Origin of the sequence: Flavobacterium cheniae, assembly GCF_004363695.1 — a bacterium.
Classification (GTDB): domain Bacteria; phylum Bacteroidota; class Bacteroidia; order Flavobacteriales; family Flavobacteriaceae; genus Flavobacterium; species Flavobacterium cheniae.
This window is the reverse complement of record NZ_SNZC01000004.1, coordinates 1-16,027: the sequence shown is the minus strand read 5'-3', so window position 1 is coordinate 16,027 and position 16,027 is coordinate 1. Positions and strand designations below refer to the sequence as shown.

Below are 16,027 nucleotides of genomic sequence, written 5' to 3'. Positions count from 1 at the left end.
TTTAGCTCAAATCTTCAATTAATTCAACCTCAACACCTGCTTTTCTTAAAAAATCAACTCCGGAAGTATCTTTATATTCTTGATGATACACCACTCTTTTAATGCCCGATTGATGAATTAATTTACTACAATCTTTACAAGGCGAAAGGGTAATATATAACGTAGCATCTTCACACGATTGCGTTGAACGAGCTACTTTTAAAATCGCATTTGCTTCTGCATGAAGTACATACCATTTGGTTAAATTGTCTTCGTCTTCACAACAATTTTCAAATCCCGATGGTGTTCCATTGTAACCATCTGAAATAATCATTTTATTTTTAACGATAATCGCACCCACTTTTTTTCGTTGGCAATAAGATAAATTGCCCCATTCTTTGGCAATTCTTAAATAAGCTTTATCGTATTTTTCCTTTTTTTCTTTCTTCATTATCGGTTCCAAATTTCGCTTTCAATAATCATTGGCAAAACTACGCCAATTATAAATGCTGACATAACTAAAGCCCAATCTCTTTTTGAAAAACGGAAAAAAGTTTGCACCACATACGAAATGATTAAAACTATAAGTACTACAATTATCTGTGCGGCTTCAATTCCTAATGCGAATTCTAACAAGGGCAGCAATTTATCAGAAGCATTTCCTGGTAAAATTGTTTTAAAGTAATTAGAGAAACCAAGTCCGTGAATGATTCCGAAGAATAAAGTTACGATTGCAACGAAGGTGATACTTTCATTTTTAGACGATTTTCCAGCAGTAAAAAGATGAAAAATAGCCGTTATTAAAATGGTAATTGGAATTAAAAACTCAACTAAACTGGCTTGAATTTGAACCACTCCATAAACTGACAAAAGCAAAGCTAAAGTGTGTCCTAAAGTAAAAAGCGACACCAAGACAAAAACGTTTTTCCAATCTTTAAAAGCATACGGAACCATTAATGCAATTAAAAACAAAACGTGGTCATATGCATTAATATCTAACACATGTTTTAGACCAATATTAAAATACATCCAAAATTCTGACATAATGATAATTATTTGGGGAATTTCAAACTTACGATTTATTTTTTTAAGTTGGTAATTTCTATATCACAAAAGCTTGTGAAATTGTTTCAAAAAAATAGATTTTTTATGTAATTTTGCAATAATTAAAAACAAACAACATGTCAATTTCAGATTTATTCGATAGCGGTTTTAGAAACAGAAACAAAGGTCATTTTTCAGCAATTGTAAGAGTAGCTTTGTCTGATGGTATTATTGGTCCAGAAGAAAAACAATTCTTAGACAAATTAGCTATCAAATTAGAAATTTCTCAAGCAGAATATGAGGAAATTTTAGAAAACCCTTTAAAATATCCTGTAAATCCACCATTATTACATACACATCGTTTAGAACGTTTATATGATTTATCAAGAATGGTATACGCAGACGAACACGTTTTAGGTAAAAAAGAACACGAATTACTTAAAAAATTCGCTCTAGCTTTAGGCTTTACAGCAGGAAACGTAGGTTATATCGTAGATAAAGCGTTAAAATTAGTAGATATGAATGTGGATTTAGACACCTTCACTTACGAAATGCAACACATGAACAGATAATCAAAACTGTTTTAAAATACAAAAGCACAAATTCTAACGAGTTTGTGCTTTTTTTATTTTGCTATTCTAAGAATTTACTTCGCTTTCGCCATAAACTCTTCTGCTTTTTCTACCATGTTTTTACTTCCGCAGAAGAACGGAACGCGTTGGTGTAACTCGGTTGGTTGAATTTCCATGATTCTTTTGAAACCGTCTGACGCTTTTCCTCCTGCTTGTTCGGCTATGAATGCCATTGGATTACATTCGTACAACAAACGTAATTTCCCATTAGGTGCTTTTGAACTGGTTGGATATAAGTAAATTCCTCCTTTAATCATGTTTCTATGGAAATCAGAAACCAAACTTCCGATGTATCTTGATGTATAAGGTCTATCACCTTCTTCTAACTGGCAATATTTAATGTAATCTTTCACTCCTTGAGGAAAATGAACGTAATTCCCTTCGTTAATCGAGTAAATTTTTCCGTCTTCTGAATATTTCATATTTGGATGCGACAAATAGAATGTTCCGATTGCTGGATTTAAAGTAAATCCGTTAACTCCGTGTCCAGTTGTATAAACCAACATGGTTGAAGTTCCATAAATTACATAACCTGCCGCTACTTGATTTACTCCTGGTTGTAAGAAATCTTCAATTGTTACTGGAGTTCCAACTGGAGTAATTCTTCTGAAAACTGAGAAAATCGTTCCCACTGAAACATTCACATCAATATTTGAAGAACCATCTAAAGGATCCATCAAAACTACATATTTGTTATTGTGAGAATTATCCGAACCTGCAACGGTAATGAAATCATCATTTTCTTCCGAACCAATTCCACAAACAATTTCACGATTAATTAAAGTTTGAATAAAAACTTCGTTCGCGTAAACGTCTAATTTTTGTTGGTCTTCTCCTTGAATGTTTTGTTCTCCAGCTGCGCCAACAATATCCACTAATCCGGCTTTGTTTACCTTATAGTTTACTACTTTAGCTGCCAAACGAATGGAGTTAATAATACGAGATAATTCTCCTGTTGAGTACTGAAACGAATTTTGATGTTCAATAATGAATTCGCCTAACGTTCTATTTCTTTCTTCCATTTCGAAAACGATGTAGTTGTGTTTAAGGCACAAATATCGGTAAATTTGTGAAATCAGAGAATTAATTTGAAAAGATGTTTAAGTTAATTTTACTTTTGTAAAAAATTACGAAAAATGATTATCCGAAAAGCCACCAAAAACGACATGCCATCTGTTTTAGAATTGATTCAGGAATTAGCTACTTTTGAAAAAGAACCTGATGCTGTTGTCGTTACCGTTGATGATTTAGTACGCGATGGTTTTTCAGAAAATCCGCTTTTTCAATGTTTTGTTGCCGAAGTTGATAATGAGATTATCGGAATGGCTTTGTTTTATTATCGTTTTTCGACTTGGAAAGGAAAAACCATCCATTTAGAAGATTTAATTGTAAAAGAAAACAAGCGCGGAACAGGTGCCGGATTTGCACTTTACAAAGAAATCATCAAACAAGGAAAAGCCGAAAATGTCCGCAGAATCGAATGGAATGTTTTAGACTGGAACACACCAGCTATTGATTTCTATGAAAAATCAGGTGCTAAAGTTTTAGGTGATTGGCGTGTGGTACACATGGACGACAAAGGAATTGAACAATTTTTAAACACAACTATATAATTCTTCAAAATGAAAATTTTTAAATTTGGAGGTGCATCAGTTAAAGATGCCGAAGGCGTAAAAAACGTATTACATGTTTTAAACACGGTAGGACACGAGGATGTTTTATTGGTAATTTCTGCTATGGGAAAAACCACGAATGCATTAGAAGTAGTAATCAAAAATTACTTTGATAAATCTAAGGAATTACATGCATCACTTCAAGAAGTTCGAAAATACCACAACCAAATTTTATTAGACTTATTTGAAGACGAAGATCACGATGTGTTTTTTGATGTAAATGCACATTTTGACGATTTAGAATATTTTATTCGCAGTAACAAATCGCCAAATTATAGTTTTGTTTACGACCAAGTGGTGAGCATTGGAGAATTAGTTTCTACTACGATTGTAAGTCATTATTTCAATTATAGCGGCTTAAAAAACAATTGGATTGATGTTCGTCCATTAATCAAAACCGACAACAATTACCGCGATGCGCAAGTCGATTGGGAAACCACTCAAAAATTGATTTCAAAAGGTGTTAAAAAGAAAACTCTAAACATCACACAAGGATTTCTAGGTTCAGATGAGAATAATTTTACGACTACTTTAGGTCGCGAAGGTTCAGATTATACGGCTGCAATTTTTGCATATTGTTTAGGAGCGGAAAGCGTTACCATTTGGAAAGACGTTCCTGGAGTTTTAAATGCCGATCCAAGATATTTTGAAAATGCAGTTTTGTTGAACCAAATTTCGTACAGAGAAGCTATTGAGTTAGCCTTTTACGGAGCTTCTGTAATTCATCCAAAAACGTTACAACCTTTACAGAAAAAGGAAATTCCGTTGTTTGTAAAATCGTTTATCAATCCAACATTAGCAGGAACCAGCGTTTCAAAAGGAGCTGATTTAGAACCACACACACCTTGTTTCATAGTAAAGAAAAACCAATTATTGTTATCGTTATCATCAATTGATTTCGATTTTATAATGGAAAATCACATCAGTGAAATCTTTGCTTTATTTGCAAAATTCAAAGTAAAAGTGAATTTAATTCAAAACACGGCAATTAGTTTCTCAGTTTGTATTGAAGACAAATACAACAATTTTGAAGAGTTGCGAAAAGTATTGGCTAAAAAATTCAAAGTTTCGTACAACGAAAACGTATCGCTTTACACTATCAGACATTTTGATGAAAACGCAGCAAAAGTAGTAGAAACAAATAAGACAATATTGCTACGCCAGATTTCGAGAGAAACAATGCAGGTGATTACTAAAGAATAAGAACTAAAAACATAAAAAAGAGTTTTGCTTTATGCAAAACTCTTTTTGTATAAAACTTAATGAGGGAGGGTTATTTTTTAAAAATAAACCTCATTATTACATATACAGACAATGAAACTATATACAGAATAGTAGATATAATTAATAAAATTTGTTTAACCTCATATTTTTCCTCATTTGCAATATCATACGCTTTTAATATCAAGAGAATACAAGAAAAAACAAAGAAGAATAGTCCAGCGAATAGAAAATATTTTGATTTTTTCATATAATAATTATGAGAATCAAATTAACTTAAATTTAAAAATATTATACAAAAAAAGTATGGTACTAATAAAGCTAAACAATATTAGGATGTACAAATTATTATTATTTATTTTATTTTGATTATTATTTCTAAATCTAAAATAAAGAAAAATATTAATTGATATAATCAAAATAATAGCCAATAATTTACTACTGAATGTGGATAATATATTTATTTTTATTAATAAAAAATAAATTAATAGTAGTAAAAACGGTAATATTTTAATGTTTTTATTCATAAATTACTTTTTTATACAATTTTCATAATCTAAAATAGCATTATCGTTTGATGCAGCATGCCAAACAACAACTGCACTATGGCAAATTACCCCGCCTATAACAGATAAGTCAGCCAATCCACAAGCCAAGTGTGCAGCATAAGCCTCCGCAGCGATAATGACCATTTCGTTTCTTAATTTTCTTTCACAAGGTCCGGCTCTGGAAACTAAACTATTATTGTAAAATTGCTCTAATGCGTTTATTAGAATTAGCTTTAATTCTTCTTGTGAATACTTGTTAAAATTATATTTGTTATCTAAATTTCTTAATAATTCTAATTGTGAATTATAATAATTTATAAATGAACTTTCTGAATCAAAACCTGTGATAGAGTAGAATGTATTTAACTCATCCTCTGTCAAATTATTATCAGAATAGATAAGGTTCAAAGCTTCTTTATCATTAATATTTTTTATTAAATCATATTCATTGTTAATGAAAAGCTGAAATTGTTCATCATTACCTAGTTGAGTAATGTCATTTGACTCGGTTCTTGAAAAAGTGTTATTATTTGAAGAGCTTATAGTTTCATTCTGCTTGTTTTCAAAGTTATTATCACTATCACTTGAACACGAAGTTAAAAAAATAAATAGATTTAAAAGAATTAAGATTTTAAAATTTTTCATAAAATTAAATTTATTATTTCACCTACTATCTTTTTCGGGTATCTGTTCGGCTTATTTTCCCCACTACAATTAAACTCAAATTATCAAAATATGTAGTTTCTTCAAATCCTTACTTTAAATCAAAGTTTAGCAAGCAATCTTCCGACAACGTTTTGAAGTTTCCTAGTAATTTGTATAAAACAAAGTTAAAATGATGTTTTTAATAAATTGTTACAGATTTTCTGTACATTTTCAATTTTATTTTCCAGTGTTTGCTGGTTTTTTTAAAAAAAAATGCCTTTTTCTGTTTTTTCAAGCATCAATTTTACTATTTCTGTATAATTTTTAAGTAATGGTAAAATCTAAGATGCTTTCCACAATGCAATATAAATTCCCTTTTCAAAGCCAATACTGTTTTTTCCTACATGTTTTGTTAAAATTTATTTTTCAAGAGAAACAATGCAGTTGATTACAAAGGAGTAGTCTTAAAATAAATTACCACAGATTCGCAGATTACTATTTAAAAAATCTGCGAATCTGCGGTTCAAATAAAATCATTCCTTTTTTCAAACAATAAATACTACTTTTGAAGATTCGGAGTTATAGTATTTATGCAAAAAATTGTTTTTTTAGCTGGATTTCTGTTGTGTTTTTTGGGCAGTTTTGCTCAAGAGACGTTACAATCGTATCCAACTAAAAAAATTGCTTTTTCAAAAGACACGATTTCGATAGAGAAATTTAGTTTAAACAATTCCTTTTTTGAAATTAAAGACAAAAACGGAAAAGTCATTGATTCGAGTTTTTACAAAGTAAATTTCCAAAAAGGAACTTTGATTTTTACCAAAGAAATCAACACTTCTGATTCGTTAGTGATTCGCTATTCAAAATTTCCAGAGTTTTTAACCAAAACCTATTCCATTTACGATGACGATAAAGTGGTTTCTAACGAAGCAGGAAAATTAGTCGTTTTCAAAAAAGACAAAAACACCAAATTCAAACCTTTCGACGGATTGAATACTTCGGGAAGTATCACGCGTGGTGTTACGGTTGGAAACAATCAAAACACGGTAGTGAATTCCAATTTAGATTTACAAATCACAGGAAAAATTTCGGACAAAGTGAGTTTGCGTGCTTCCATTCAAGACAGTAATATTCCGTTGCAAGAAGGTGGTTATTCGCAAAAATTAGACGAGTTTGACCAAATTTTCATCGAATTATTTTCGGATAAATGGAATATTCGCGCCGGTGATTTATTTCTGGAAAATCGAAAATCAGCTTTCCTTAATTTCAATAAAAAAGTACAAGGATTATCTACACGTTTTACCTTTGGAACACCAGATAAAAAAACCGAAGTCGTTGCAACTGGTGCTTTGGTCCGTGGACAATATGCACGAAGTTCATTCGTTGGTCAAGAAGGAAATCAAGGTCCATATAAATTGCGTGGAAATAATAACGAATTATACGTTTTAGTGATTTCAGGTTCGGAACGCGTATATGTTAATGGAATTTTGAAAACGCGTGGCGAAAACAACGACTACATCATCGATTACAACGCTGGAGAAATCATTTTTACTTCTTTATTTCCGATTACCTCCGAAATGCGGATCAACGTAGAATATCAATACACCGATAGAAATTTTACCCGATTTATAACGTATGGCGGAATTTCGCACGAGCGAGAAAGTTGGCAAATTGGTGGTTATGTGTATTCGGAAAGTGATGTGAAAAATCAGCCGTTGCAACAAAATTTATCTTCGGAACAAATTGATATTTTGCAAAACGCTGGTGATGATATTTCGGAAATGAACGGACCTTCAGCTTATTTAGATTCCTATTCCGAAAATAAAATTTTGTATAGAAAAGTGATTATTGGTGCTGTAGAAGTTTTTGAATATTCGAATAATCCTACTGACGAATTATATAATGTTCGTTTTTCTTTAGTAGGAAATAATCAAGGAAATTATATTTTAGTCAACAATCAAGCGGTTGGGAAAATTTATGAATATGTACCGCCAATTGCAGGAATTCCGCAAGGAAATTATGAACCAATTGTTCGTTTGATTGCGCCAACAAAAATTCAAATGGCAACCATTATAGGGAAGTACAATCCAAACGAGAAAACACTTTTAGATTTTGAAGTAGCATTAAGCAACAGCGACCAAAATTTATATTCGAATTTAGATGACAATAACAACAAAGGTTTTGCTGGGAAATTCAACGGAAAACAACGTGTTTTTGATGGAAAAACCAAAATTGATGCGTTTGCAAATTATCAGTTGGTGCAAGAAAATTTCAAAACCATTGAACGTTTGTACAACATCGAATTTAACAGAGATTGGAACATTACTTCGACCTTATTAGGCAATCAAAGTTTTTTGACTTCGGGATTAGATTTTAATTTCGACAACAAAGGAAAAGCGCTTTATCAGTTTGAAAACTTAACTTTTGGTGATGCATTTTCGGGAAATAAACATACTTTTTCAGGAAGATATGCTACCAAAAATTGGATGATTTGGAGTAACTCGAGCGTAATGAAAAGCGATTCCGAACTTTCAAATTCGTCTTTTTCTCGAAGTGAAAATCGTTCGTCGTATAAATTGGGGAAAAATTGGGTTGGTGCCACGGTGAATTTGGAAGATAATTCCGAAAAACTAAAAATAACCAATACATTTTCGGCCTTGAGCCAACGTTTTTTAGAATATGGTGCATTTGTGGGAAGAGGTGATTCGACAAAGGTTTTTGTGGAATTAGGTTTTTTACAACGTCAAAATGATAGTTTGCAATTCAACAGAATTGAGCGTGTAAATCATTCGAATTCCTACTACTTAAAATCGCAATTAATTAAAACCGAAAAAAGCAATTTGAGCGTGTTTTTGAATTATCGTACTTTGAAATATGAAGATTCAAACTTAAAAGACGAACCTTCTTTGAATTCACGAATTTTGTATTCGGATAGATTTTTTGGACAATTAATTCAGACAACAACGGCTTATGAAACAAGTTCAGGAACCATTGCCCAGCAAGAATTTACCTATTTACAAGTAGAACCTGGACAAGGCGTTTACATGTGGAACGATTATAATGGTAACGGAATTCAGGAATTACAAGAGTTTGAAATTGCTCCGTATTCTGATTTAGCGATTTATGTTCGAGTGTTTTTACCGAATCAGGTTTTTGTAAGAACGCATCAGAATAAATTTTCGCAAGCGCTGAATTTCAATTTTAACCAATGGCAAAATGAAAAAGGTTTTAAGAAATTCGCTTCGCACTTTTACAATCAAACTTCGTTTTTAATTGATCGAAAAATAAAAAGGAATGGTGCTAATTTCGATTTGAATCCGTTTTCAAAAGAGGAAGAAGAGTTGATTGGTTTGAATACAAATTTTAGAAACAGTTTGTTTTTTAATCGTGGAAAACAACATCATTCAACCACTTATTCATTCTTGTTAAATGAAAATCAGAATTTACTTTCTGTGGGAAGTGTTGCTGCTAAAAACCAATTGCATCAATTGCAATATCAGCATTTGGTAAAGAAAAGTTGGTTGTTTAATCTTTCAGGAAGTACCACTTCAACCGAATCTACTTCTCAGAATTATCCAAGTAGAAATTTCGCGATTGATGGTTATCAAATTGAGCCAAAAATCGGGTACTTGTTTTCCAAAAACGCGAGTTGGGATATTTTTTATGAATTTCAACAAAAGGAAAATCAAATTGGAGCTTTTGAAACTTTAAAACAAACTCGTTTAGGAACATCGTTTACTTTCAACAGCGAAAAAGGATTTAGTATGAATGGTGAATTTTCAATGTACAACAATACATATGAAGGAAACGCCTTATCAGCAGTAGGCTTTCAAATGTTAGAAGGTTTACAGCCTGGCAAAAATCAAACATGGCGATTGCTTTTACAGAAAAATTTGACACAATATTTAGACGTTAATATCAATTATCAAGGAAGAAATAGTGAAACCAGTAAAACGATTCACACAGGAAACGTCCAATTAAGAGCGTTTTTTTAGTTAATATTTAGATTAATTATACATTTCTACTTAATTTTACAAGCTTATTTCAATTTTTTACAATGAAGAATCTTCTAATAAAATTATTTTTTATTTTATTTATCAACTTTGGTTTTAGTCAGTTAAGTAACAAACACTGGTTACCGCCTTTGCATTGTAGAGATGCATCTTCTGTAGCCGACCATTATTTATACTTATCTACTCAAGAAACAACTCCTTTTCAAGTTACAGTTACAGATGGCGCTGGGAATCCTTTTGGAGCAAGCCCATATACTATTTCAGCAGGTGCTCCTTTGACTATAGATATTGGCTTTGGACAAAATACAAAAATGTTTGTTGGACAAGAAAATGTAAACATTGTTTTAAGTGATAGTGGAATTATATTAGAAGGACAAAAGGATTTTTACGTTAGCTTTAGAGTTAGGTCTACAAATCATGCAGAAATGTTAGTTTCAAAAGGGAAGCCGGGAATTGGAACAAGTTTTAGATTGGGACACATCATAAATGAATCTGCAGATCCAAGAAAATCTTTTGTTACAAGTGTGATGGCAACAGAAGACAATACCAATATTACTTTGTCTGATTATGATCCAAATGTCATTTTTACTACAAGTACGGGAATAATAAATGTTGCTTCTCAAAGTTTCTCTTTAAATGCCGGACAAAGTATTATTTTTACAGGTTATAGCGATACTTTTGAAAATTTAGATGGTGCTATTGGAGCATTGATTTCTTCGGACAAACCTGTTGCTGTAAATTCCGGAAATGCATTAGGTGGCATAGAATTAAATTATGCCGATTTTGCTCTAGATCAAATAGTATCAGCATCACAAATAGGTAATGAATATATATTTATTGAAGGAAACGGACTTGCAACTATGGAATTACCCTTAATTGTTGCAAACGAGGATAACACCGAAATATTTGTCAATGGTTCTCCAACTCCAAATGCTACAATAAATGCAGGTGATTATTTTTTAGTTGATAATTCGTTTTACCAAGGCACAACAAATAGAAACATTTATGTTAGAACCTCAAAAAACGTTTACGCTTATCAATTACTAGGTGGCGGAAATGATACAGCTACAGCAGGATTAAATTTCATTCCACCTTTAAGTTGTTTCTTTCAAAATTCGGTAAACATTCCTGATGTAAACGTAATTGGCGGAACATCATACATAGCTGACTTGATGGTTTTAACTTATGCGTCTGCATCTTTAACATTAAATGGTTCAACAATATCATCAGCGCAAGCGCAAGCAGTACTAGGAAACACTGATTGGGTAACATACAGAATATCTGGAGTTAGTGGAAATGTCAATATTGAATCAACTGGTCCTTTAGCTGTTGGAGTTTTTGGTTATGGATCTAATCCTAACAATCCAAATCAAGGAATCACTTCAGGTTTTGCAGGATATTATTCAGGTTTTGGTAGCAATCCAGAAGATACGGATGTTGCGGTTTGCTCAAATGAAACAGTTAACCTTTTTGAAGCCATAACAGGTAACCCTGGTGAAAACGGAACTTGGACTGTTCCAGCAGGCGGAGCGCCATTAAATAATGATATTTTTAACCCAACAATCAATATTCCGGGTGAATATATATACCAATTTACAAAAGACTGTAACTCATCACCTACAACAATTCCTGTAAAAGTTAATGTTACCATTCAACAAGCTCCTAATGCGGGAACAAGTTTAACTTATTCAACATGTGTAAACGCGAATTCATTTGACTTATTTACACTATTAGGCACTACCACAACTACTGGAGGAACTTGGTCTTCTGCACTTGCATCTGGAACAAGCATTTTTAATCCAGCTTTAGATTCATCCGGTGTTTATACCTATACAATACCTGAAAGTGGCGCATGTCCTGCGGTTTCTGCAAGTGTTACAATAACAAACAATCCAATTCCAACCGCACCGGTGATTTCTAATTTTAGCTTGTGTGACAACAACCTTGACGGAGATGACACAAATGGATTTGTTACTTTTGATTTAACTCAAAAAAGTAATGAAATTTCAACTCTTATTCCTGGATACAACATTACTTATCACACCGATTTATCAGAAGCAATAGCTGGAAGCAACAGCATAACTTCGATATATGAAACGAATAGAATTATTTATGTAAGATTGACAAATACAACTAACGGATGTTATTTTACTGTAACATTTAATCTAGTTGTTAATCCTAAACCTGTAGTTAATGCTATCGTTACTTTAAAACAATGTGATACTGATACAGACGCAAACACAATATTCAATTTAACTCAAGCTAATGTTTTAATTTCTACAGATAGTAATTTAACCTTTTCATATCACAATAGTTTAACTGGAGCTAATAATAACAACGACCTAGTTACTAATGAAGTTGCATTCAATGCAGCTAATGGAAGTACGGTTTGGGCAAGAATAACAAATTCTAATGGTTGTTTTAGAACTTCAAGAGTTAATTTAGTTGTTTCAGCTACAACAGTTCCTCAAACATATAGATATACAATTGATGATGTTTGCGATGATTATTTGAATGCTACAGATCCTAATGGAGATGGAATAGGATATTTTAATTTAACCGAAATTGAACCTGCTTTAACAAACCAATTCCCTACAGGTCAATCGTATACTTTTACTTATTATTTAAATCAAAATGATGCCGAAACGGAGCAAAATGCAATAACTGACATCAATAATTTCAGAAATACAGTTGCCAACAATCAACTTATTTGGGTTCGAATAGAAAGTAATTTATTTGAATGTGCAGGATTAGGTCCATTTTTAGAATTAATTGTTAATCCATTACCTGATACTAATTTAGGAGATGATTTTGTTATCTGTATTGATCCAGTAACAGGAATTGGCTCACAAACTATAAATGCAACACCAATTACGCCTGGAAATTACAGTTATGCCTGGACTCCAGCTAATCCAAGTGGAAATATATCAACTTACAACATTACCACGCCTGGAACTTACGAAGTAACTGTAACAAATTTAGACACCTCATGTAGTTTTACAGATTCTGTTGAGGCTACTTTTTCTTCTGAACCAGCAAGTGTTACTGCCGAACTATTAACGCCAGCTTTTTCTACTGGTTTAGCTACAATTCAAGCTGTAGCAATTGGAGGATTTGGTATTTATGAATTTAGTTTAAACGGAATAGATTGGCAACCAAGTCCTGTTTTCAGTAATTTGCCAAATGGATCTTACACCATTTATGTAAGAGATATTCAAGGTTGTGGTTTACTATTGACTAATACTATTCAAACCATTACTTATCCTAACTATTTTACTCCAAACGGAGATGGTTATAACGACAGATGGAATATTAACTTACCAGAAGAATATCAAGGTTTAATTTCAATTTATGATCGTTATGGTAAATTGATGAAACAAATGAGCCCAGACAGTTTAGGTTGGGACGGAACATTTAACGGCGAATTATTGCCTTCTACTGACTATTGGTTTAAAGTTGAATATAACGAAGACAACATAAGAAAAGAATTTAAATCACATTTTAGTTTAAAAAGATAATTACAAATGGGAACTATAGAAACCATAATTAATGGAAACATTGCTACTTTACTATTTTTTCATCCCTCAAGCAATTCATTTCCAAGTACATTATTACAACAATTAACCGATGAAATTAATACTTTAAGTAAAAATGATTCCGTTTCTATAATCATTTTAAAAAGCGCAGGAACTGGAGCATTTTGTGCAGGTGCTTCATTTGACGAATTACTTTCTGTAAGCAATTATGAAGAAGGTAGTCGCTTCTTTTCTGGATTTGCCAATGTAATCAATGCAATGAGAAAATGTCCTAAATTAATCATTGGAAGAATTCATGGTAAAGCTGTTGGAGGTGGAGTTGGATTAGCTTCTGCTTGTGATTATTCATTCGCAACTACTAAAAGTGAAATCAAACTTTCTGAAATTGCTATTGGAATTGGTCCTTTTGTTATTGAGCCAGCTGTTTCAAGAAAAATTGGAAAAATGGCCATGTCAGAAATGACTCTTAACCCAACCGCTTGGAAAACTTCAAAATGGGCATTTGAAAAAGGATTATTTTCTGAAGTTTTCGAAACCATTGAAGATTTAGACATAAGACTTGAAGAATATACTAAAGAACTTTCATCTTACAATCCCGATGCCTTATTAGAAATGAAGAAAGTGCTTTGGGAAGGAACAAGTCATTGGGACAGTTTACTTTATGAAAGAGCAGCAATTTCTGGAAGGCTAGTATTATCAGATTTTACTAAAAATGCATTAGAAAAATTTAAAAAATGAGAAGTTTAATCATTTTCCTTCAACAAGTTAATGTTGAGCAAAAATTAAAAGACGCTCCGGATAGTCAATATCAAATTGGAGTACTAATTGGTTCATTTGTACCTTTTATTGTATTAGTCGGAATAGCCTACGCACTTTATTACAGAGCAAAAAAGAAAGAAAAAATTTAAATTAAATAAGATGTCAAACATAAGAATTACCAAACAGTTTAACTTTGAAACAGGCCATGCCCTTTATGGTTACGATGGAAAATGTAAAAATGTTCACGGGCATAGCTATAAACTATCAGTTACTGTAATTGGAAAACCCATAAAAGACACTTCAAATGTAAAATATGGAATGGTGATTGACTTTGGTGATTTAAAGAAAATTGTCAAAGAACAAATTGTAGACGTGTTTGACCATGCTACTGTTTTCAACAAAAACACACCCCATATTGAGTTGGCACACGAATTAAAATCAAGAGGTCATGACGTAATTTTAGTTGATTATCAACCCACAAGTGAAAATATGGTAATCGATTTTTCTAATAAAATTAAAAATCTTTTACCTAACAACATAAAACTGCATTCCCTTAGATTACAAGAAACTGAAACTTCTTTTGCTGAATGGTTTGCTTCTGACAATGAATAATAAAGAAATTTAAAACAAAAAAGTCCTCAATTAATTTGAGGACTTTTTTGTTAGCATAATTACTAATTACTTCTTCACAATCAAGAATTCACTTCTTCTGTTTTGTGCGTGTTGTTCTTCGTTACATGGTTTACAAGCTACTTTTGGCTCGCTTTCTCCAAATCCTTGTCCTGAGATTCTATCTTTTGCTATTCCTTTGCTAATTAAGTATTGAACAGTAGATTTTGCTCTTCTGTCTGATAAATTCATGTTGTACTTATCACTTCCTCTGCTATCAGTGTGTGATTTTGCAAAGATGACCATGTTTGGATGTTCATTCATTACCATTACTAATTTGTCTAACTCTGCCGCGCCTTCTGCTGTGATATTACTTTTGTTGAACTCAAAGAATATTGGTTGTAATATCACCTCTTTCTCTGTGATGATTGGCATGATTGGTTTTAGTGTCAATTCAAAATTGACATCAAGTCCAAGCTCATTTTCTTCAAATTCAAATTTATTAATACTACTGTTTTCATAACCTAATTTGCTAGCGTAACTTACAAAAGTTGGCAAACAGGTTAACATTGATTCCGATTTACCATTAACATCAGTATTTTGATTTGTTAGGATTTTTTGGTTTATATCGGTTATAAAAACTGTAGCTCCTTCAATCACATTTCCTGTCATCTCATCTTTTACAACAACTGTTGCTCTAAAATTACAAATCGGATCTGCTTTATAAATATCGTCGTTACCGTCTCTATTACTAGAGAAAAATCCAACTTTCTTAGTTGTGTTGTATGTGAAAGCAAAATCATCCTTTGATGTATTTACAGGTTCGCCCACGTTCATCGCTGCTGTTCCTTTGTTTAAATCCATCTTGAAGACATCGTATCCTCCAAAACCTTGTTTCCCGTTTGATGAGAAGAACAAAATGTTGTCGTCTGTAATAAATGGAAAACTCTCGTTTGCCTCTGTGTTTACTTTAGCTCCTAAGTTCTCTGGCGTACCATATTCGTCGCCATTTACTGCTACTTTCCAAATGTCTTCTCCTCCAAAACCGCCTGGCATGTTTGACGAGAAGTACAATGTTTTTCCATCTTTGCTTATGCTTGGATTTCTTACATCATAAGCTTTGTTGTTAAACGGAAGTGGTTTACTGTTTACCCACTTATCACCTTCTTTGGTAGCTTTATAAAGGTAAATTTTACCAAACTTCGCATTCTTGGCCTTGTCCTTAGTGAATTCCTTTTCATTGAAACTTTCACTACCGTAGTACATTGTGTTTCCATCGCTTGTAATACTTGCTGGTCCATCGTGCCATTTGGTGTTTAGGTTGTCTACCGCTACTGCATCGCTAATGGTTCCATTTGCGTTGTAAGT

13 protein-coding genes are annotated in these 16,027 nt (G+C 32.4%); 8 read left to right on the top strand and 5 right to left on the bottom strand.

What is annotated here, in order from left to right; all coding sequences use genetic code 11:
- Window position 1: 1 nt before the first annotated feature.
- Window positions 2-430, bottom strand: a complete 429-nt coding sequence (locus C8D80_RS10435; RefSeq protein WP_133610124.1) for a deoxycytidylate deaminase — start codon at window positions 428-430, stop codon at window positions 2-4.
- Window positions 430-1,023, bottom strand: coding sequence for a HupE/UreJ family protein (locus C8D80_RS10430; protein WP_133610122.1), 594 nt, complete (start codon window positions 1,021-1,023; stop codon window positions 430-432). The genes C8D80_RS10435 and C8D80_RS10430 overlap by 1 nt, the downstream gene beginning before the upstream one ends.
- Window positions 1,024-1,160: 137 nt before the next feature.
- Here C8D80_RS10430 and C8D80_RS10425 point away from each other — a divergent pair, with 137 nt between their 5' ends.
- A complete protein-coding gene (locus tag C8D80_RS10425; RefSeq protein ID WP_133610119.1) occupies window positions 1,161-1,595 on the top strand; it encodes a tellurite resistance TerB family protein in 435 nt (144 codons plus the stop codon).
- A 74-nt stretch (window positions 1,596-1,669) separates the two neighbouring features.
- Here the strand turns inward: C8D80_RS10425 and fbp are convergent, their stop codons facing one another.
- Complete coding sequence (fbp, locus tag C8D80_RS10420; protein ID WP_133610117.1) at window positions 1,670-2,677, bottom strand: class 1 fructose-bisphosphatase; 1,008 nt, start codon at window positions 2,675-2,677, stop codon at window positions 1,670-1,672.
- A gap of 114 nt (window positions 2,678-2,791) precedes the next feature.
- Between fbp and C8D80_RS10415 the strand changes: the two genes are divergently transcribed.
- Both C8D80_RS10415 and C8D80_RS10410 read left to right on the top strand, forming a co-directional pair.
- Window positions 2,792-3,268 (top strand): GNAT family N-acetyltransferase, encoded by a 477-nt coding sequence (locus tag C8D80_RS10415; protein WP_133610115.1) that lies wholly within the window; start codon window positions 2,792-2,794, stop codon window positions 3,266-3,268.
- 9 nt (window positions 3,269-3,277) lie between these two features.
- The gene (locus C8D80_RS10410) at window positions 3,278-4,531 is read left to right on the top strand and encodes an aspartate kinase (RefSeq protein ID WP_133610113.1); all 1,254 of its coding nucleotides are present in this window, start codon (window positions 3,278-3,280) and stop codon (window positions 4,529-4,531) included.
- A 548-nt stretch (window positions 4,532-5,079) separates the two neighbouring features.
- On the opposite strand, the gene C8D80_RS10405 is transcribed toward C8D80_RS10410, so the two are convergent.
- Window positions 5,080-5,742: a hypothetical protein gene (locus C8D80_RS10405; protein ID WP_133610110.1), complete on the bottom strand. Its 663-nt coding sequence runs from the start codon at window positions 5,740-5,742 to the stop codon at window positions 5,080-5,082.
- Between the two features lie 590 nt (window positions 5,743-6,332).
- On the opposite strand from C8D80_RS10405, the gene C8D80_RS10400 reads away from it, so the two are divergent.
- From C8D80_RS10400 to C8D80_RS10385, 5 genes are all read left to right on the top strand, one after another.
- A complete protein-coding gene (locus tag C8D80_RS10400) occupies window positions 6,333-9,737 on the top strand; it encodes a hypothetical protein (protein WP_133610108.1) in 3,405 nt (1,134 codons plus the stop codon).
- Window positions 9,738-9,799: 62 nt separating this feature from the next.
- Window positions 9,800-13,273, top strand: coding sequence for a T9SS type B sorting domain-containing protein (locus tag C8D80_RS10395; protein ID WP_133610106.1), 3,474 nt, complete (start codon window positions 9,800-9,802; stop codon window positions 13,271-13,273).
- A gap of 6 nt (window positions 13,274-13,279) precedes the next feature.
- A complete protein-coding gene (locus tag C8D80_RS10390) occupies window positions 13,280-14,029 on the top strand; it encodes an enoyl-CoA hydratase/isomerase family protein (RefSeq protein WP_133610104.1) in 750 nt (249 codons plus the stop codon).
- A complete protein-coding gene (locus C8D80_RS12780; RefSeq protein WP_162845070.1) occupies window positions 14,026-14,199 on the top strand; it encodes a hypothetical protein in 174 nt (57 codons plus the stop codon). The genes C8D80_RS10390 and C8D80_RS12780 overlap by 4 nt, the downstream gene beginning before the upstream one ends.
- 10 nt (window positions 14,200-14,209) lie before the next feature.
- Window positions 14,210-14,662, top strand: a complete 453-nt coding sequence (locus tag C8D80_RS10385) for a 6-pyruvoyl trahydropterin synthase family protein (RefSeq protein WP_133610102.1) — start codon at window positions 14,210-14,212, stop codon at window positions 14,660-14,662.
- Between the two features lie 66 nt (window positions 14,663-14,728).
- On the opposite strand, the gene C8D80_RS10380 is transcribed toward C8D80_RS10385, so the two are convergent.
- On the bottom strand, window positions 14,729-16,027 hold a 1,299-nt coding region (locus C8D80_RS10380; RefSeq protein WP_133610100.1), incomplete at its 5' end, for an OmpA family protein.